Origin of the sequence: Membranihabitans marinus (assembly GCF_021729155.1) — a bacterium.
Taxonomy (GTDB): Bacteria; Bacteroidota; Bacteroidia; order Chitinophagales; family Saprospiraceae; genus Membranihabitans; species Membranihabitans marinus.
Window position 1 is genome coordinate 1 of the sequence record NZ_JAJQYA010000002.1, and the last position, 19657, is coordinate 19657.

12 protein-coding genes are annotated in these 19657 nt (G+C 39.2%); 7 read left to right on the forward strand and 5 right to left on the reverse strand.

Annotated elements, in window-relative coordinates; genetic code table 11:
* The first annotated feature begins 858 nt into the window (after nucleotides 1-858).
* Entirely contained in the window at nucleotides 859-2277 is a 1419-nt protein-coding gene (locus LVD51_RS01350; protein ID WP_236969374.1) for an L-serine ammonia-lyase, read from the forward strand.
* Between the two features lie 86 nt (nucleotides 2278-2363).
* Here LVD51_RS01350 and LVD51_RS01355 read toward each other — a convergent pair whose 3' ends face one another.
* Entirely contained in the window at nucleotides 2364-4472 is a 2109-nt protein-coding gene (locus LVD51_RS01355; RefSeq protein ID WP_236969375.1) for a S9 family peptidase, read from the reverse strand.
* Nucleotides 4473-5161: 689 nt separating this feature from the next.
* Between LVD51_RS01355 and LVD51_RS01360 the strand changes: the two genes are divergently transcribed.
* The 4 genes from LVD51_RS01360 (at nucleotide 5162) to LVD51_RS01375 (ending at nucleotide 11681) form a co-directional block, all read left to right on the forward strand.
* A complete protein-coding gene (locus tag LVD51_RS01360; RefSeq protein WP_236969376.1) occupies nucleotides 5162-6106 on the forward strand; it encodes a PKD domain-containing protein in 945 nt (314 codons plus the stop codon).
* A 10-nt stretch (nucleotides 6107-6116) separates the two neighbouring features.
* Complete coding sequence (locus LVD51_RS01365; RefSeq protein WP_236969377.1) at nucleotides 6117-9548, forward strand: SusC/RagA family TonB-linked outer membrane protein; 3432 nt, start codon at nucleotides 6117-6119, stop codon at nucleotides 9546-9548.
* 21 nt (nucleotides 9549-9569) lie between these two features.
* The gene (locus tag LVD51_RS01370) at nucleotides 9570-11222 is read left to right on the forward strand and encodes a SusD/RagB family nutrient-binding outer membrane lipoprotein (RefSeq protein WP_236969378.1); all 1653 of its coding nucleotides are present in this window, start codon (nucleotides 9570-9572) and stop codon (nucleotides 11220-11222) included.
* 216 nt (nucleotides 11223-11438) lie between these two features.
* Nucleotides 11439-11681 carry a VF530 family protein gene (locus LVD51_RS01375; protein WP_236969379.1) on the forward strand — a complete coding sequence of 81 codons (243 nt, stop codon included), beginning with the start codon at nucleotides 11439-11441 and terminating at the stop codon, nucleotides 11679-11681.
* A gap of 21 nt (nucleotides 11682-11702) precedes the next feature.
* Here the strand turns inward: LVD51_RS01375 and LVD51_RS01380 are convergent, their stop codons facing one another.
* Together LVD51_RS01380 and LVD51_RS01385 are read right to left on the reverse strand one after the other, a co-directional pair.
* A complete protein-coding gene (locus LVD51_RS01380; protein WP_236969380.1) occupies nucleotides 11703-12083 on the reverse strand; it encodes a hypothetical protein in 381 nt (126 codons plus the stop codon).
* 38 nt (nucleotides 12084-12121) lie between these two features.
* Complete coding sequence (locus LVD51_RS01385) at nucleotides 12122-12715, reverse strand: 2OG-Fe(II) oxygenase (RefSeq protein WP_236969381.1); 594 nt, start codon at nucleotides 12713-12715, stop codon at nucleotides 12122-12124.
* A 354-nt stretch (nucleotides 12716-13069) separates the two neighbouring features.
* Here LVD51_RS01385 and LVD51_RS01390 point away from each other — a divergent pair, with 354 nt between their 5' ends.
* The gene (locus LVD51_RS01390; RefSeq protein ID WP_236969382.1) at nucleotides 13070-13462 is read left to right on the forward strand and encodes a hypothetical protein; all 393 of its coding nucleotides are present in this window, start codon (nucleotides 13070-13072) and stop codon (nucleotides 13460-13462) included.
* Between the two features lie 535 nt (nucleotides 13463-13997).
* Here LVD51_RS01390 and LVD51_RS01395 read toward each other — a convergent pair.
* Nucleotides 13998-14957 (reverse strand): sugar phosphate isomerase/epimerase family protein, encoded by a 960-nt coding sequence (locus LVD51_RS01395; protein WP_236969383.1) that lies wholly within the window; start codon nucleotides 14955-14957, stop codon nucleotides 13998-14000.
* A gap of 205 nt (nucleotides 14958-15162) precedes the next feature.
* A complete protein-coding gene (locus LVD51_RS01400) occupies nucleotides 15163-15738 on the reverse strand; it encodes a DUF1572 family protein (protein WP_236969384.1) in 576 nt (191 codons plus the stop codon).
* A gap of 864 nt (nucleotides 15739-16602) precedes the next feature.
* Between LVD51_RS01400 and LVD51_RS01405 the strand changes: the two genes are divergently transcribed.
* Nucleotides 16603-19647 (forward strand): SusC/RagA family TonB-linked outer membrane protein, encoded by a 3045-nt coding sequence (locus tag LVD51_RS01405; RefSeq protein ID WP_236969385.1) that lies wholly within the window; start codon nucleotides 16603-16605, stop codon nucleotides 19645-19647.
* The last annotated feature ends 10 nt before the right edge of the window (nucleotides 19648-19657 follow it).

Below are 19657 nucleotides of genomic sequence, written 5' to 3' on the forward strand. Positions count from 1 at the left end.
AATTCTTCGTATTTATTCATTTACTTCTTTTGAAGCAAATTTATAGTCTTTTTATACCCTGATCAATACGTAGTTAGCTGATGGCTTACAATTGGGTTACTCTTCGAGTAACTACATTCAGTCATGTTCAGTCATCCTCATCCGATGGACATTTAGTCCATCGGGTTGCTCCATTGAGCAACTACATTCGGTTATCCTTTGGGGAAACGACACTCAGTCATATTCAGTCATATTCAGTTATATTCAGTCGTGCACTTCCCTCGCTTACCTCCGTGCTGTGGGTGAGGTGGTCAGCATCTACTAATGCCATCGATTGATACATAGAGAATTAGGTCTCTACTTTCTAGATTGTTAAATGCATTTCGTATAAATCATGATAAATATTCCTCTGACCTAGATCGTACTGTTGATTTAATATGGACAATTCCAGCATTGTATACATCGTCGTAATATATTCTATGTCTGCACTTCATCGGATTATGTCCTATCTTGTAATCAAATGTATACAGCCCGTATTCTGAAATGGTTTCTATTAGATTAAATTTACTTTAATATAAAGGGGAGTTAATTTAAATGCGGAAGGAGTTTGCATATTTGAATTCGAAATTTATATAATGAAATTTACATGGCAAATGATGTTGAAAAAATGTAGATTTGCTCTTCGTTAAGAATGATTCACCGCATATATTCCATTTGAAAGGGGAATTTTTTATGAATAGATTGGAATTGCGGGCTTGCATCTGGGATTGTAAAATGACTTTTACATCCATCACGGTTTATAATAATGGGAAAGATTGAGATTTGATCAATGATGAAATCTAAGGGAAGAAGTATGTATTGTAAAGAAATCAAAGAAAAATGGAATCAATCAGTGTATTTGAAATAATTAAAGTAGGGATAGGGCCATCTAGTTCCCATACCATGGGACCGTGGAGAGCGGCTTCATTTTTTTTAGAATATTTAAAGAAAAGAGAAAAAATTACAGAGGTGGTTAGTATTACCACTTATTTATTCGGTTCGTTGGCCAAAACGGGATGGGGGCACGGAACCGATGTGGCCGTATTAATGGGCTTGTCACAAGAAGATTACTTGACCATTGACACCACAGCGATTAGACAAAAAGCCGATAACATTATTCAAAGTGGTCGAATAACCATAGATAAACATAAAACCATTGATTTTAATTATAAAGATCACATGGTATTTGATTTTGATCAAAGTTTGGACTTTCATCCCAATGGAATGCGTTTCGTGGCTGAATTGTCCGATGGCACTTCTATAACTCGGGAGTATTTTTCTGTGGGTGGGGGATTTGTGGTGACCCATGACTCCGATCATGTGGCCCAAAATCCCATCGTCACTCAATATCCCTGTCACAGTGCCCAGGATATAGAGTCTTACTGCGAAGAATTGAATCTATCTATTTCTCAACTCGTGATGATGAATGAAATGGCGTGGAGAAATGAGGAGGAGACTAGATCAGAAGCATTGACGATATGGAGTGAAATTAAGAAATGCATTTTTAGAGGTATTTCAAAGCGCGGTATTTTACCTGGAGGATTGGGAGTTCATCGTCGAGCTGCAGATATGGTTAAAAAATTGATGCCAGGCCAGACATTTCTCACCGTGGAAGATTTAATTAAAGCCATCCGATTGGGATCTCACGACTTCAATACTGTGAATAAGTGGGTGAGCACCTTTGCATTGGCTGTCAATGAAGAAAATGCCGATTTTGGTCGCATTATTACCGCACCTACCAATGGAGCGTCTGGGGTCATCCCAGCGGTGTTGATGTATGCGTATTGTTTTACTCCTCATTTTGGAGAGGAAGAGATAATCAAGTTTATTCTTACTGCGGGAGAAATCGGTACACTGTATAAAAAGGGAGCGACCATATCTGCTGCGATGGGAGGCTGCCAAGCTGAGATAGGCGTGTCCAGTTCGATGGCTGCTGGTGGATTGACAGAGGCATTTGGAGGGAGTAGAGCTCAAGTCTTGCAAGCCGCCGAAATAGCAATGGAACATCACTTGGGTATGACTTGTGATCCCATAGGAGGATTGGTTCAGATTCCCTGTATCGAGCGCAATTGTATGGGGGCGATTAAAGCCATTACTGCTTCCAATATAGCCATGGGACTAGATATTCCAACCGCCTTAGTGAGTTTGGATAATGTCATAAAGACCATGTGGGAAACGGCATTGGATATGAATACCAAGTATAAGGAAACATCGGAAGGTGGCCTAGCCAATATATCTGTCAATATATCTGAATGCTAATGTAAAATGCCATCTATAATGAATTAATACAGTATTAAACTATATTAATTCATTATAGATGGCATAAAAATTAGGGTTTTGAGCTCTTATTTCTGCTTAAAGCTTTGGTCTATTTTGTCGGCTAAGTCCAATAGAAAAGCGTATTCCAGTGCAGTTTCTTTAAATTTTCTAAATCGTCCACTCGCGCCCCCATGACCGGCTTCAAGGTTGGTATGTAATAGCAGTGGTTGGTTATCAGTTTTGTATTCCCTCAATTTGGCCACCCATTTGGCCGGTTCCCAGTACTGAACTTGAGAGTCGTGATACCCAGTGGTGACCAATAGGGCAGGGTAGTCTTGTGCTTTGACATTTTCATAGGGAGAATAGGTTTTAATATAATCGTAGTAAATCTCATCTTTGGGATTGCCCCATTCGTCAAACTCTCCAGTAGTGAGGGGGATGGATTCATCCAGCATGGTATTGAGGACGTCGACGAAGGGAACGGCAGCTACCACACCCTTCCACAATTGTGGAGCTTCATTGATGACCACACCCATGAGCAATCCTCCAGCACTACCTCCAAAAGCAAATAATTGGTCTGGAGCGCAATATTTTTCATCAATTAAATATTGACCACAGTCGATAAAGTCGTAAAAGGTGTTCTTCTTTTTGAGCAATTTGCCATCTTCATACCAGTGTCTTCCCATTTCTTCTCCTCCTCTAATGTGGGCAATGGCGAAAATGAATCCACGGTCTAATAAACTTAGTCGAACAGAGCTAAAATAAGCATCCATAGAGTGACCGTAAGATCCATAACCATACAACAGACAGGGAGCGCTGCCATCTATTGGCGTATCGATGTGGTGTACCAAGGAAACGGGGACAGTTACTCCATCTCTCACCTTTACCATCAATCGACTAGAGTGGTAATCCTCGCTGGAAAAAGAACCGACGACTTCTTCCTGTTTCATTAGCGTCATGGTTCTCTCCTTCATATTGTAATCATAGACGGTATTGGGCGTAGTAAGTGAGGTGTAGCCAATCCTCAATACATCGGTATCCATATCTCGATTGATGCCGGTATAGGCCATATATGCCTCTTCGTCAAAGGGGATGTAGTGTTCATCACCGTCGTATGTAATTATTCTTAATTTAGATAAGCCATCTATGCGTTCTGAGAGGACGAGGTGTCGGTTGAAAACGTCAACATCTTCCAGAAGAACCTCCGACCTGTGAGGAATCAAATCTTGCCAGTGTTCTATCCTGGTATTGGTCTCAGACGCTATAGAAAGCTTGAAGTTTTTGGCGTTTTGATTGTTTCTCACATACCATTTGTCGTGGAAGTGATAGATTGAATATTCAAGATTTCGAATCCTCGGTTGAAAAACCACAAAATCACCTTCTGGCTTATTGGCATTGAGGTATCTATATTCTTGCGATAAGGTGGCATAGGAACCGATGACAATGTATTGCTGAGATTTGGTTTTGTAGACAAAGGTTAAGAATGTTTCGTCGTCTTCGTGAAATACCTCCTCGTCGTTGTCGGAAGATTGACCTATAATGTGCTTAAATATTTTATATGGTCTCAGGGTTTCGTCCATTACGGAATAGAAAACAGTCTTGTTGTCATTGGCCCATACTACATCTCCCGATGTGTTGGGGATGGTGTCGACTAAATATTCCCCGGTTTCCAAATCTTTAAATCGCAGGGTATAAATACGACGACTCAAATTGTCTTCCCCATAGGCCAGGTATCGGTTGTTCGGTGATACGGATTGACCTTTAACCACAAAATAGGCGTGGTCTTTGGCCAATTCATTGACGTTGAGCATGATTTCTTCCGGATTCGACAGGTTGTTTTTCTTCCTGCTGTAGATGGGGTACTCTTTGCCCTCTTCGTACCTTGTAATGTAAAAATAGCCATTGCTGTAATAAGGTACGTTCATATCGGTTTGTTTTATCCTGCCCACCATTTCATTGTAAAGGTGGTCTTGGAATTCTTTGGTGTGGTTCAGCACTTTTTGGGTGTATTCATTTTCTGATTCAAGATATTCAAGTACTTGTTTGGTATGATCATCACTGATTTCTGCATTTTTTTGATCGTCGTGCAATCTCATCCAATGATAATAATCTAATCCTTCTTTATAAGGAGGTGGGGGTAGGTAGTTGATTTTTTGGGCTACAGGATATTGGTCTAATTTATACTTGATATTCATTTTGAATGGTTTTGACGGTTAATTTCGGATCACAAAATCAGATTATAACTTCGATTTAGGATAATTATTGTGGTTTTTTTTCTCCGGATAATAAAACTTCTCTAGGTGTGAAAATTGAATCAATCCTGAATTTGCGACTATTGTGAATTTTTCCTGCAAAATGGAATAAAACTACCACTTTAGTACAAAATCTATCCAATATATCATGTTATTGGCTTTTTAGATGATGTTGTTCAAGATATTAAAGTTGGTTTGTATTAATCTGTGTTAAAATGCTAGTCAATATATATGTTTTTATTTAATCTATAAGGTAAGGGGTTTAAAGATTAAATTTAAAGTTAAATTAACTTGACTAAAAGTTAGAAATGTTCGGCGTATAAAATCTTATAAAAATTCTATTCGTCCTTACCATCTTTTATATAATCCCTTGTGTATAATAGTATGTGTTGTGTTGACTGGGTTTTGTTTAACATATAATTTACATTGTTTTTATTGACTTTTGGTGAAAATAATTACTATTTTTACCTTGGAGTCGCTGTGTTTTATTACTGTATTAACACCGATTATTCTGCATGCACTTGTATTTAAGGTTACTTTAATGTTAAGTGAGTGTGAATAAATGTTTGTTATTTAGTGAAAAATTTAGCGATTGACGTGGAAGTATTTGCAAAAATTTAATGTTTTTATTTATGAAGCTAATTTTTACATTTTTATTACCTGGTCTGTTATTGCTTTCGGCGATATCGTGTACCAAAGAGGAGGAGCGGAAGACATTTCCGTTGTCTGCTGAAATTTTTCACAGTGTCGATGGGAAGCAAGTGGCTTTTACAGCATTGACGCATAGTGCTGTCTCTTGGGAGTGGGATTTTGGAGATGGTTCCTCAAGTACCGAAAAAAATCCTGTGCATGTATATAGTGATGGAGGCTATTACTTGGCAACATTGACAGCCAAGGATGCTGGTGGTAATTCGGTGACTAAAGAAGTTACCCTTGCTCTAGAATTGACACCGTATGCTATGTTGACCGGTGATTATACTGCCGAAGGATATCAGGGTAAAACCTGGAAGTTGACGGCCAATCACAGTAATTCTGGCGATTATTTTGCAAATGCCGATGCTGGATTCTCTCCAGTAGATGGCACCCCAGTACCTTTGCCTACTGGAATTTTTGATTTAGAATTTGGTATGGGGGCAATTTACAAAGATGAATTTACCTTCCATTTTGATGGTAGTTATGAGCACGACGTCAAAGAAGACAATGCCAGTTTTGGGGGAATTGTATATCAACTTTTGACCAATGGTGGTGCTGATATTGTCAATGCAAATGGTCAAGATTTTGGATTATGCATTGCTAAGTATACACCTGAGGCCAACGCTACATTTACGTTTAATCCCCAAGAAGATTATACCGTTTCATCTGTCTACGGACCTGGAGGTCAATTGACGTATAAAGATGTGTCTACGCTAGATTTTTCAGGGACAGAATTTATTGGATTTAGAGATTTTGAAAGAAAGGTAATTGTGAAACAAATATCTAATGAAAAGATGCAACTAGCTATGTTTATGGCCGCATCTCCTGACTATCCAAGCATTAATACCAATGCTGTATTACTAAGTTTTGAAGTTGTAAAATAAAAAATAAGACATGAATAAAATGTATACAATAAAGAATAAATCTGGTTTTATAAAGATAGCGCTGTCCTTGTGGATGATGTTGCTGTTGAATATATCGATAGGCCATACGAATAATGTTGAGCCTGTTGATAAAGCCGGAATAGATGCCATTGAAGTAACCGGGGTAGTAACTTCTAGTGCCGATGGATTAACACTACCAGGGGTGACCATATTAGTGAAAGGAAGTCAGAATGGAACTACTTCCGACTTTGATGGGGAGTACAAATTGAGCGTTGAGCCCGATGATGTATTGGTTTTTTCATATATCGGTTTTACGACTCAAGAGGTTCCTGTAAATGGCCGAACGGTGATAAATGTAATTTTGGAAGAAAGTGCCTCTGCTCTAGATGAGATTGTGGTTACGGCTTTGGGTATCAAAAGAGAGGAAAAGTCTTTGGGATACTCTGTTGGGGAAGTGGATGGAGCCGATGTGACCAGAGTAGCCCAGGAGAATGTCCTCAATGCATTGGCCGGAAAAGTATCTGGTGTATCTATTAGTTCTACCGGGGGTACTGGATCTTCAGTAAATATGGTCATTAGAGGAGCGAGTTCTCTCAGCACAGACAATCAACCTCTTTTTGTCATCGATGGAGTGCCTTTGTCTAGTTCTGTCAACAACGTCGGTGGATTTGGAAACGACAACCGCGTGGATTACGGGAATGCTATTGCGGATTTGGATCCCGAAAATATAGAAAGTATATCAGTGCTTAAGGGGCCTAGTGCAGCAGCCCTCTACGGTACTCGAGCCGGTAACGGAGTTGTTCTCATTACTACTAAGACAGCCAAGGAAGGTCAACCTATGAGAGTATCGATATCATCGAATACCGTATTTGATGTTCCGAGTAGATATGTAAATACGCAAACGGATTTTTCAACTGGTTTTTTCTCATTTAGACCAGAAAACGTTGGAGGAGGTGTATTGCCTAATATCTCTCCAACTGAAGGTACAGGAGCCGGCCCTCAGAATGATCAAGGATTCTGGGCTGTACAGTGGGATGCACCATTGGATGCCAATGGAGTTCCAATTCCTACAGAAGTGGTTTCCTATAAAAACAACATTAGGAATTTTCTCAATGATTATGCATTGACGACGACCAATAGTGCCAGCATATCCAATAGCAATAATAATTTGAATTATCGACTTGGATTTACCAATATGACCCATACGGGATTGGTGCCCAACTCTGACCTCAATAAAAATACCTTAACTCTTTCCGCGTCTTCAACTTTGAAAGATAAATTGACCATAGCTACCAATATCAATTTTGGAAATACATGGGCGGATAATAGACCCTCTTCCAATAGAGGAACCAATCCGCTACAATGGGCTTATAGTGTTCCCACAAATATTGATATTCGAAAATTGGAAGACTATCAGCGAGGAAATTCGGTGTTATCTGTGGGCGACAATTATGAAAATCCATATTACCTAGCTTATGGGGTCAACAACAGTTTTAATCGCTATAGAATCTATGGTAATGTGTCGGCCAATTGGGAAATCACATCTTTCCTCGATTTGATGGGAAGAGTGTCCATCAATAAAAACGATCAAATAGAAGAAAGTAAATTGTCTCCAGGATATACTAAAGAGCCGAATAATGGCGCCTATGGTATAGCCTCGAGTACGGGAATGGAAAGAAATATCGATGCATTAATGACCTTCCACAAAGATTGGGATAAGTTTACTTTATCTACTTCAGTAGGGGGGAATTTATTGTATTCTGAAGGAGCGAGTGAAAGTACTTCGTCTAAGTCGGGTTCAGGTATCATTGTTCCCAATGTGTTTACCGTCCAGAATATTAGCGCAGGTTCTTTGAGTTACTCCAACTCAAGAAGTCGTAGAGCGATCAATAGTGTATATGCCTTGGGTAATTTTGGTTGGAACAATATGGTATATTTAGATGTGACTGCGCGGAATGACTGGTCTTCTACCTTGCCAGCTTCTAATCGATCGTATTTTTATCCCTCAGCTTCATTGAGTATTTTGGCTGACCAAATCTTTAATTTTGGCAATCAAGTAGACATGGTTAAGTTGAGAGGAGGAATTGCTCAAGTGGGTAATGACACAGGCCCATATCGATTGTTTGCCACCTATTCCAACGCTGGTCAGTGGGGAGATGCCATTCAGTTGGGTAAGCAGAGCAATTTGTTGAATGCAGAATTGCTTCCCGAAAAATCTACATCGTTTGAAGTGGGAACCGACATCATTATGTTTTCCGATCGCTTGCGCTTAGATGGAACATATTATGTGGTAGATAATGAAAATCAGATATTGAATGTTCCATTGGCTTCTTCAACTGGTTTTAGTGGGGTTCAAATTAATGCCGGTTTATTGCAAAGTAAAGGATATGAATTTATGTTGGGCATTACACCGATTCAGACAAAGAATTGGTCATGGGATCTCAACTTTAATTATACCAAAAATGAAACGGTAATAGTAGAATTGGCAGATGACATTGATTTTATTGAGTTTTGGAGTGAGGCTCGTGTAGAAAGTATTGGTTTCTCAAAAGACGAGGCCAATGGACATGACGGAATGGTGGGTAATTTATACTCACGCAAGGTGTTGAGAGTAACCGATGAAACTTCTCCATATTACGGATATCCAATTTTGGGTAGCGGAACCGATGCGGAGTGGCAAGGTGAAGAGGAGTATTCAAAAGTCGGTAATTACAATCCCGATTTTATTCTCGGTTTGCAATCTTCCCTGACTTATAAAAACTTTACTTTGAACATGACCTTTGATTGGAGGTCTGGGGGACAATATGTTTCTCAAACATCTAGATACTTATCAGAATCTGTTCATACCCAGACCTGGTTAGACGAATTGATTCATCCAGGAGAGTTGGGGGGTAAACCCAGCCAAGAGCTCAGAGATTGGGTTGTCGCAAATGCCGATAAATTTATTTTTACAGAAGATGTCCACCCAATTGGTGGTCCAACACCTGAGTATGGTGGTTTCCCAGAGAGCTTTAGTGGAGTAACGGTTTATGATGGAACTTTTGCACCAGGTGTTACCGGAGAATACGATGAAAATGGCAAGTTTATTTTGCATAGTGAGAACCTTGGAAATGAAGGAACCATATTTTTACCTTACGTAGTGAGTTATCCATGGGATATTGGTCAAGCCAATTTATTTGATGCCGATTATGTGAAATTGAGAGAAATTTCGCTAAATTATACTCTGCCTCAATCATTTACGCAAAAAATAGGTATTCAAGGAGCTAATTTTTCTATTTATAGTAGAAATATAATGTTGTGGACTAAAGATGCCGCTTTAGGTGTTGACCCAGAACGCGCCTATCAAGCAGAAAGCAATGGTACGTTTAAGCAAGGTGTCGAAAGATACAACGTCGAACCATGGGTTATTCCAATCGGTTTTAAATTAGGTCTCACATTTTAACAATAATAAACAACTAGAATCATGAATAAATTCATAAAAAACTGGTCTCTAATTTTTTCTATTGCATTGATTTCATTGATGTCATGTGAGGATTTGGACGAGTTAAATATAAATCCAAATGGTATAGATCCCCAAGTTGCAGATCTTAACCTCTTAATGCCTACGGTACTAACCAGTGTTGGGAAAAATGTAGTAGGCTTGGGCTTTGGCGATATTGCAGGAGTAATGCAACACACACAGAAGGATGGTTGGTCCAGTGGCCATAACGATTACGATTGGGATAATGACAATAAAAGCTGGTCAGGGTATTATGGTATTTTGAGAACCAATGACGAATTGCACAGAAAAGCAGTCGAAGGGGACTATACTTTTCACGAAGGAGTGGCTCTGATTATGAGATCCTATGTATTTGGTTTAATAGCCGATCTATGGGGTGATGCACCTTATTTTGCTTCTTTAAAAGCAGAGGAAGGGTCAGAAAATTTCAAGCCTGTATTTGATAGTCAAGAAGATATATATCTTGATATTTTAGCTACATTGGAAACGGCTAATACATTGTTGTCAGGTAGCCAGTCTAGTTATGACAATATTGATCCAGTTCAGGATGTGTTATTTGACGGCGATGTGCGCAAGTGGCAGAAATTTGCCAATTCGTTGGCATTGCGATATTATTTGCGAATCTCTGAAAAGTTGCCTCAAGTAGCACAGCAGGGCATCAATAAAATAGTGAGCGATCCTTCTACTTATCCAATAATGGTCAACGTTGCCGATGATGCTAATATCGGATATGTAGGAAATTCATCTTCTGATTCTTGGCCTACCACCACAGCATTTAATAACGATCCAAGTGGTAGTTATATGCGATTGAAAATGTGTTCTACCTTGGTGGATAAGCTTCAAGAGTATGAAGATCCTCGATTGACAGTGTGGGCCAATCCCATAGAAATTCCATTAAAAGTGGTGAGTGGTACTAAGGTGGATCAAATAGAAGACGGCTATCGACTTATATCCCAAGATACAGTTGATGGGTATGAAAAAAGTTGGGGCTTCCCCTTGGATTTTGATTCTCTATATGTGGGATTGCGTCCTTCTACAGAAGCTGCGTCTTTCTACAATCTCAATCCCAATCTAGATCAAGGGGTTTACAATCCTCATGCTTCTCAACTGAACGACATCTATAAAGAGTCTGCGGGAGATCTGCTTCAGATGAGGTTGCAGTCTTCTTCTGAGGTATACTTTATTTTAGCTGAAGCAGCTGAAAAGGGCTGGATTAGCGGACAAGCTAGTGAATATTATGCAACAGCTATCAGTAGATCTTTTTCTGCTTGGGGCATAAGTGGAAGTTTTAATGGTTATTTGGATCGAGCACCTTATAACGGTGTAGAAAGTATTATTGAGCAAAAATGGATCGCCAGTTGGTCAGCGGCTGCCGAAGCCTGGTTTGATTACCGCCGAACTGGATTGCCCGATTTGAAGACTGGAGAACTGGCCAAAAGACAGGCTCTTCCTTTGAGATTTTATTATCATTTCAACGATGAAATCTCTAAAAATACTGAGAATGCCGAAGCAGCCATTGCCAAATTAGAGCCCACGGAGTACAAAGGTATTGATGTGAGTAACAACTCTGCTTGGTCAAAATTTTGGCTATTACAAGGCACGAATAAGCCATATTAATTATTCTGAACATATATCACTTGGTTAGACCAAGTTGATGATCAATAGAAATATAGGGGATTCATCTGATTTTGTCGGATGAATCCCTTTTTTTATTTACTACTCACTTAAATTTTGTCTATTTGGTCAATATAGCTTAATGTTTATTATAGGAATATCTCTACCAAATTTTAAAATTATCGTTATGTTGTGATTATATAAAAACAATTAGTGAAAATGGAGCAAACCGACTTTCAACCCAATAATCCTTTACACGGAGTCAAACTAGTAGAAATTCTCGATTATCTATTGGCTGTATATGGATGGGAAGGTCTAGGTAAGAGGATTAAAGTGAGATGTTTTACTCATAATCCATCCGTAAATTCGAGTTTAAAATTCTTGAGAAAAACACCATGGGCCAGAGCTAAGGTTGAAGAATTGTATCTCGATCTCGTCACTCACAGCAAAAAGAAAACCTAGTCCCAAATACTTCAGACGGAATCATTGCCCTATGTCATGTAGTTCATAGGCGCTATAGAGGCAGTAATACGAATTACATTTATAATTAACGGAAATCTTTCGATTTATTTGAAGTTTTACATCGTTTAAAATACTCGCCGTAGCTACGGCTATGCTGGCAATCCCTCCCAAAACACGGAGGTGAACGAGCAAGGTGCTTGCACCAGAGCCCGTAAATGGGGCTCTGGCGAGTGAAGTCATGCCCACTGTGGCATGACGAGATTCCATTATATTCGATGACGAGATGAAGTCTGCCCACCCGAGAGACGGAGCTCTCGGTTCCCTCACCCAATCCACATTTAGTGGATTGGGTTGTCCTTCGGACAACTTCGTTCGGTCATTCGAAATCTTTTCCGTCATCATAAAATGTAAATCGTATAAATCTAGGTTAGACAGCCTGATCAATGGGTTTTGAGCCAGCCCGTAACACTGAGTCTTGGTTTGTGGCAAAGCAAAACTTCGTGTTCCAATTCACTACTTTTGAAAAACACACAAGAGCCACTGATGGGCGGAATTAATTCTCGTCTATCGTCTAAATATACGCAGAGTTGGCCACCGTCGGCTTCATTCCAGTCTTCATTGAGGTAGATAATCATCGAATACGCCCTTCCACTGTCATTTTCAAATTGATCTAAATGACGCTTGTAAAAACTGTTGGCTTCATACCATGCATAATGAAATTCGTAGCCGGTAATCCCCGCAAAACAGGTGGTGTTGAGGTGGCTTACAAATTGATCGATGATATCTAGAAACAGGTTTTCCGTGTCATTTTGGTGACTGCGATCGAGCCAATATATTTTATCGCCTCGAATGGCTTGGTTGGTTGTTAATTTAGCTTGGCTTCCGATGCCCGCTCTTTTTAACAATTCACCATCGTGTAAATCGACTAATGCTGTTCGCAATTTTACAGCCAATTTATTATTTAAAAAACCAGAGGTTGTACCAATCTTATTGGTTAAATACCGGTTAATTATCGTTTCAAAGGTTTCAATCACTCGTTGATATTTACCTACGCTTTCTATTAAAGCAATAGTGCAGAAATCTACTTCATTTCTTTCATTTTTTGATCTGTTTTGTCCTTATTTTTTGATTTAAGCGAAAATAAAATTTAATTTATCATGCCTCATAGGGGAGGGGGAAAGTTCTTTGGAAGGTAGGCGATTGATTATGGAAGGTTCCAATCAAAAAACGCTGTGATCTAACCTTGGAAAAATACGATATAGATGATTATTTACAATCTGGATTTTTTTGTTTACTGCCTTGATAATTAAAGGAATACTCCTGTGTTTAGAGCTTGATTGTCAATTTAATTTAGTATTTTGTATAGATGATCAATAATGAAAGTCACAATGAAAAATTTATTTCGCCCTAGTGCTTGGTTATTTTATCTTCTAACGATGTTTTATTCTTTTATCCTAGGTGGTTTTACTGCCAAATGGTCTGGCGCAGTTAACGGACAGGGATTGGCAGGAGGAGCTATCGTACTTTTCTATGGACTTATAGCTACGGCTGTTGGACTTGTCTTTGCTTTTTACATCGTGTCTAGAAGTAAGGAGTCCCTTATAAAGAGATTGAATATTATATTAACGGTAATCTTTATCCTTATTGTGGCATTTTACAGTTATCGCTATTTTCAATATAAAACATTAAATCCCAGCGAAATTGTAAATCCTCCAATGCAGACCAAATTGCCCCCAGCCTTGAATATTTTTCCAATGATAAAGGATATGGTTTTAATATAGTCCATAGATGGCAATTTTGATAAAAGAAGTGGGAGTTTGAGGAAAATCAATATAGTATGAGATTTATAATTGGTAAAAACCGACCACACTTTTAGCTATAGGGAAGGGAAGATAATTATTGAGTTATACGAATTACATTTATAATTTATAAGCTCAGTCATACCTCGCCACAGTGGCCTCGGTTCCATCGTCAAATGCCGTAAATCGGCATTTGGTGCTTCGCACTTTATTCAGTCACATTTAGTCGATTGGATGCTCTTGGCCACCCACCCGAGGGATGGAACCCTCGGTTCCTTCATCATTGACCGATTTGCGGTCAATGGCTCTCCGAGCTTCATTCAGTCATCCACCCGAGAGACGGAGCTCTCGGTTCCCTCACCCAATCCACATTTAGTGGATTGGGTTGTCCTTCGGACAACTTCGTTCGGTCATTCAAAATCTTATCCGTCATTTTAATATGTAATTCGTATTAAAACCAAAAGAGGCTATCTCAGAAAGAGATAGCCTCAGGTAAGTCTTTTACTTCATTTCGGAATTATTCTCCGATGACATCCATGCAAAAGCTATTGCATTTGGCCGTTTCTTTGACCGCATCTGAGCCCTCTGGTATTTCGTATTCCAATTCTATATCACAATAGATGGGCCAGTTGTTTTCTTTTATCAACTGAAGGATGTCGGCAAGTGGTGTGTCTCCTTCTCCCCATGGTCTATTGGTATTGGGGGGATTGGTGACATTGTTGGTTTTATCCTTGATATGGAGACTGACTATCTTGTCGTGAAATTTTTCGATAATTTCATTGGGGTGTTTTCCCGTAGCGCCAACATAATGCCCTACGTCAAAGTTGAGACGATTGTTGGGTGAATAGGCGAGGAAGTCGGCAAAATCAAATCCGGGATCGCCTGGTTGGGTGTGATTGTGAAAAATAGCAAACATATCGTGCTTTTCGGCAAATGGCCCCAGTCTCTTGGCAGCTTCATGACCTATTTCATTACTGACACCTAAAGCCCCCATTATTTTGGCTACCTTAAAGGCATAATCGATTTCTCCATCCGTCCAATTGGCAGGAGAAAATTTTACGATATGGATCTCTATTCCAGCTTCGTCAAACATGGCTCTCAATTCTTTAAATTTGTCCATGGAAACCGTAGTTCTCCATTCTCTTTGTTTTTCTTTGGCCGCTTCTACGACAGCATTAAACTCTTTTTCCTCTTCCGCTGTCATCTTTTGATTGCGGTTTTTTCTCGGTGGTCCATCAGGTATGCCGGCAAAGGATTCCACCACATTGCCCATGAGTTCCAAGGTGTGGATATTGGTCTCTTTACAATATTTGATAATATCGGCTGCTGAGCTCGGCATGCTCCTCCAGCTATACGTGATGGCTCCTATGTGGACTTTTGATTCCGCAGTTGCCGGTTGATCGCTGGATTCCGATGATGATGAGTTACAGGCTGCGAAACTCAATAAGACAGCCATTAGAAAGAAGATGTTTTTCATTATACGTATTTTATTGTGAATTTGATTTTACTTGGCTAAAATTATAAAACTCCACAGAAGATTACTTAGAATTCAATTGGAATTATAAAAAAACATAGCAATTTATCCTATTTTCCTTTCTTTTATCCATACAATGTTCGATAAATAGTCTTTGGGGACAATTTTTTATTGATCATCCTGTGTTTTGGATATTGACAGAAAGAATTTACTGTGGATCGGGATTGTTGATATACTCATCGGTGAAATGAACATTTGATTTTTTCTGATTAAATTTTTCTTCATTGTATTGTTTCGATTGATTTTTGGGGATGGACAAACTCACCCATTCTTTGCCCTTTATTACTTTGCCTATATATACTATCTGGCCAACGTGGTAGCTGTAATGGCACAACTGACGTTGTATGGCTTCTACAACACTATGTCCTTGGTTTCTAATATATATAGTGCGGTGAAGATCTCGTGGTTGTAAGGATTCCAAGGTTTCTATAAGGAGGTCCCAACCTTTATCCCAAGCTTGGAGGACAGCCTGACGATTTTGTAACATGTTTTCAAATTCTGCATCGCGATTCCGATATTCTTTTTCACCATCTGTGGTTAAAAAGTCAGTCCACCTCGACACCATGTTTCCGTGAAGGTGGTTGACGATAATGGCGATAGAATTGCTGTCGACTGTGAGTTCTTTAAATAAATCTTCATCGGATAATTGATCTATGGTCGCCCGTCCCAAATGTCTATAATACTTAAATTGTTTGATACTAGAGGTTAAGAATATAGTTTCCATGATGAATATCTTTGTGATATAGGTCTATAATTTTTTTGAAAAAAAGAAGGTCGTGATTAAAAACGGATTAAAAATTAAGGAATTTAATTGAATATATAATTCAAAATGTCATTGTTTTTTTGAGTCCTCAGAGCCGTTATTGTGTGGAATATTTTCCGTTTTACTCCTTGTTCACTGCACAGCGAATAGTTGGATTGTCAATTTGGGATTTAAAATTTTATAGATCAATCTATTTTGCTTCTCCCCAATGTCTCTATCGAGTAATAAGCGTTTATAATGAATAGTGGTTTTTTCAAAAAAGACTATAACCTCCACTCTGTTTAAATGATGAAAACCCTGCAACATATTCAATAATCATGTAGGCAAGCTAAATATTCAGTGAATAAATGCTGGATCACCCTTCACTGTGAAGTGGTTTAAACTTGAAAATTAAAAAACTAATCCCTCTAAATATGATTAAGTGATTGGGCTGCAAAACTTTTTTAGATGATGTACTCTGGTAGGTTTATTGTCTGTTCTCTGTGATTATGTCTACTGTTTTTAGCATTAATGATATTAAGAGAATGTCTAATTCGGTGGACCGGTGATAATAGAGAAGAGTATTAGAAAAACATACAATTATTTGTATAAAAATAGAATACATGAATTTAATATTAAATATGTGTATTTTCTATGTTGATTAATTGTGATTTATTTATGAATGTCTGATTATGTGTAATTGTTTTTATTGATAGAGGTTAATATTTTTAATATTTGGTAGAGAAATTAGATTCCTAAGCGGATTTGATGCCATTCTAACTCAGGTTTAGTCGAAGTATAAGTTACTTATCTGAAATATAATTTTTATTAAAAAAACCTTCAATTATGAAACTAAAAATTTTACAACTTTCTATTTTACTCATCTTTGTTCTGCAGTTACAGGGACAAAATCCATTGACGATTTCGGGGAGTATAATGGATGTCAATAATCAGCCTTTAATTGGGGTTAATATCGTAGAAAAGGGAACGAGTAATGGTACTTCATCGGATTTTGATGGTCGTTTTCAATTGAACAATGTGTCTGAGACTGGTAGGCTATTGATTAGTTATATCGGTTATGAAGGCCAGGAAGTAGCTGTAAATGGGCAGTCGTCATTCGACATTGTATTGGCGGAAAACAAACAAACCTTAGACCAAGTTGTCGTCGTTGGTTATGGAACCCAGGAGCGAAGTGAAGTGACAGGGTCTATTTCTTCGGTAAAAGGAGAGGATATGGGGAATTTGCCAGTAGCTGGTGCTTCGCAAGCGCTTCAAGGTCGAGCTGCCGGTGTACAAGTCGTACGAAATGGTGGAGCGCCTGGTTCGGGTGGAAGTATTCGAATCCGGGGAACGGGAACAGTCAATAACGCCAATCCACTAGTTGTCATCGATGGAGTTCCCGCTGGTTCGATGAACGATGTCAATCCCAACGATATCGAATCCATTGAAGTACTAAAAGACGCCTCCACAGCGGCTATATACGGTTTGCGTGCAGCCAATGGAGTAGTAATCATTACCACGAAAAGGGGAAAGTTCAATGAAAATTTATCTTTTACGGTTAATGGCTATACCGGAACTTCCAATGTGGTCAATACCATCGACGTTTTGACAGCACCTCAATTGGCAGAGTTGAAAAGAGAGCGATATGTCAATGACGGATTAGCCATTAATCCCATTTGGGAAGACCCTAACTATCTGACTCAAAAGACCAATTGGCAAGATGAATTATTGGGAACAGGCCTGACTCAAAACCTTGACTTTACTTTAAGAGGAGGGAGTGAGAACTCAGCCTTTGCCATCTCCGGTGGATACTACAACGAAGAAGGGGTAATTAATCATTCACTTTCTCAAAAATTCTACTTTCGTATCAATTCAGATCACAAGATAGGTAACTGGCTAACCATTGGTGAAAACCTTCAGATAACCAGACAGAGAGGCTTTGGTGTGAATACCAGTTCTGCACAAACAGGATTGTTGTGGTCTGCAATTCGATTTCACCCTGGTTTGCCAATTATCAATGCCGATGGCAGTTATAGCTCTTCACAAGTCAGTGGTGAGTTTGGAGATATCAATAATCCTATATACACCGTTGATCACCAGGATAGTGAAAACACTAGGAATAGGTTGTTAACCAATGTGTTTTTGGAAATGAAAATCGTTGATGGATTAAAATTTAAATCCAATTATGCCTTAGACGGCAATCTATCGGACTCTTATAATTTTTCGGTTCAAATCACGGATCAAATTCGCCAAAATGCATTGGCCGATTTGGGAAGAGGATATTCTAGTAACTATTCCTTGTTGGCAGAGTATTATCTCAATTACAATAAGGTGATTGCAAAAGACCACAGTATCGATATGGTAGGGGGGTATACTGCACAAACTTTTCAGTATGATAACTTTTCTGCATGGAAGCAAGATTATCCCAATGAATCATTGACCCAACGGGTGCTGGATGCTGGTCGGACCTTTCAATCTATCTCTGGATCGCAGTCTGAGATTAACCTAGCATCGGTTTTTGGTCGTGTCAACTATAGTTATAAAGGTAAATATTTATTGTCGGCTACATTGCGACGAGATGGTACATCGCGTTTTGCTGAAGCGAATCGATGGGGTAATTTTCCTGCTATTTCTGCCGGATGGAGGGTGAACCGAGAATCCTGGTTTGGCGATAGCAAGGTTGTTAGCTTTTTAAAACTCAATGGAGGATGGGGACGTTTAGGTAATCAATCGGTATCTGCTTTCCAATATTTGGCCTTGATCAGCAGTACGCTGAAAAATGCATTTGGAAATAATCAAGCCACAGGATCTTCCCTATCTAGAATCCCCAATGAAAACATTGGATGGGAAACTACTGAAATGCTCGATTTTGGTGTTGAGATTGGCTTGTTTGACAATCGCTGGTTGGCTACGGTTAATTATTTTGATAAAAAGACGGAAGATATGTTGATTGCGCCACCGACGATTGGGTCGATTGGGCGAGCGAGTATTCCAGATCAAAACATTGGTTCACTAAAAAATTCAGGAATAGAAATAGAATTGACTTATCGAGATGAGATCGGGGAACTTGGATTAACCTTATCGGGTAACGCTTCTCTAATCAAGAATGAAGTCCTAGATTTGGGAGGACGGGAATTTTTGGGGTCTCAATTTTACGGTCGACCGAATCAAGAGATTGCGAGAACCTATGTCGGAACTCCAATCGGTACATTTTACGGTTGGAAGGCCGATGGATTATACCAGAATCAAACTGAGATTGATACCGATCCTGCACTGGCCAATGACGAACGCAGAGACCAAGAGTTAATCCAGCCAGGAGATGTGCGATTTTTAGATTTAAATGGCGATGGACAGATCGATGCAGAAGATAGAACCATACTCGGAGATCCATTTCCAGATGTGACATTTGGCTTAAATACTTCATTGGATTACAAGGGTTTTGACCTTAATGTTTACATTCTCGGTGTTGCCGGAGTGGAAATCTTCAATGCTGATAGAATGCAGGGCCTTGACCCGACCTATTCATTTAATATGTATGCAGAAACCTTGAATAGATGGACGGGTGAAAATACCTCAAATTCTATACCTAGGATGACGACCAAACGCAATAATGTCAATCACCGAACTTCAGATCTCTTTATAGAGAAGGGAGACTTTCTACGCTTAAAGAATCTAACCCTAGGTTATAGTTTGCCCAATGCCATCACCAGCAAAATCGGTATGGCGAGTTGGAGATTTTATATTTCGGGCCAAAACGTCATTACTTTGACAGGATATTCCGGTATGGACCCAGAGTTGGGCTACGTCGATGGCAATCTCCAAGCCAATGTAGATTACGCACAATATCCGCAGGCAAGGACATTTATCTTCGGAACTAGCATTAAATTTTAAAAACAAACAC

Coding starts and splice junctions, on each gene's coding strand:
- LVD51_RS01390 (WP_236969382.1), top strand. CDS start 13,070: ATGAAAAATTTATTTCGCCCTAGTGCTTGGTTATTTTATCTTCTAACG.
- LVD51_RS01375 (WP_236969379.1), top strand. CDS start 11,439: ATGGAGCAAACCGACTTTCAACCCAATAATCCTTTACACGGAGTCAAA.
- LVD51_RS01350 (WP_236969374.1), top strand. CDS start 859: ATGGAATCAATCAGTGTATTTGAAATAATTAAAGTAGGGATAGGGCCA.
- LVD51_RS01365 (WP_236969377.1), top strand. CDS start 6,117: ATGAATAAAATGTATACAATAAAGAATAAATCTGGTTTTATAAAGATA.
- LVD51_RS01405 (WP_236969385.1), top strand. CDS start 16,603: ATGAAACTAAAAATTTTACAACTTTCTATTTTACTCATCTTTGTTCTG.
- LVD51_RS01400 (WP_236969384.1), bottom strand. CDS start 15,738: ATGGAAACTATATTCTTAACCTCTAGTATCAAACAATTTAAGTATTAT.
- LVD51_RS01360 (WP_236969376.1), top strand. CDS start 5,162: ATGAAGCTAATTTTTACATTTTTATTACCTGGTCTGTTATTGCTTTCG.
- LVD51_RS01395 (WP_236969383.1), bottom strand. CDS start 14,957: ATGAAAAACATCTTCTTTCTAATGGCTGTCTTATTGAGTTTCGCAGCC.
- LVD51_RS01355 (WP_236969375.1), bottom strand. CDS start 4,472: ATGAATATCAAGTATAAATTAGACCAATATCCTGTAGCCCAAAAAATC.
- LVD51_RS01380 (WP_236969380.1), bottom strand. CDS start 12,083: ATGATGACGGAAAAGATTTCGAATGACCGAACGAAGTTGTCCGAAGGA.
- LVD51_RS01370 (WP_236969378.1), top strand. CDS start 9,570: ATGAATAAATTCATAAAAAACTGGTCTCTAATTTTTTCTATTGCATTG.